1 pseudogene is annotated in these 371 nt (G+C 75.7%); it reads right to left on the minus strand.

What is annotated here, in order from left to right:
- Positions 1 to 371, minus strand: a pseudogene (locus tag G3I65_RS47390) (ribonuclease E/G); the annotation flags it as partial.

Raw genomic sequence — 371 nt, forward strand, 5'->3', positions numbered from 1 at the left:
GGCGCTCGGGCTGCTCGGCCTTGGCCTGGCGGACGTGCGTGACGGTGTTGGGCGGGTCGTCGGTGCCCTCGGCGTCGTCGCCGTCCGAGCCCTTGCGGCGACGGCGGCGGCGACGGCGCTTGCTGCCGCCCTCGCCCTCGTCGTCGCTGTCGGACTCCGCGGTGGGACCGGCGGCTTCCTCGGCCTCTTCGTTGTCCGCTTCGGGCTTTTCGTCACCGTTGCGGCCGCGGCGACGGGGCTGCTCTTCGGCCTGGTCGTCGTCGTTCTCGGTGCCTTCGTCGGTGCCGTCGGCGCCCTTGCCGCGGCCCCGGCCACGACGGCCACGGCGGCGGCGACGGCGGCTGCCGCCGTCCTCGTCGTCACCTTCGGTG

The organism is Amycolatopsis sp. SID8362 (assembly GCF_010550475.1).
In the GTDB taxonomy this organism is placed as follows: Bacteria; Actinomycetota; Actinomycetes; order Mycobacteriales; family Pseudonocardiaceae; genus Amycolatopsis; species Amycolatopsis eburnea.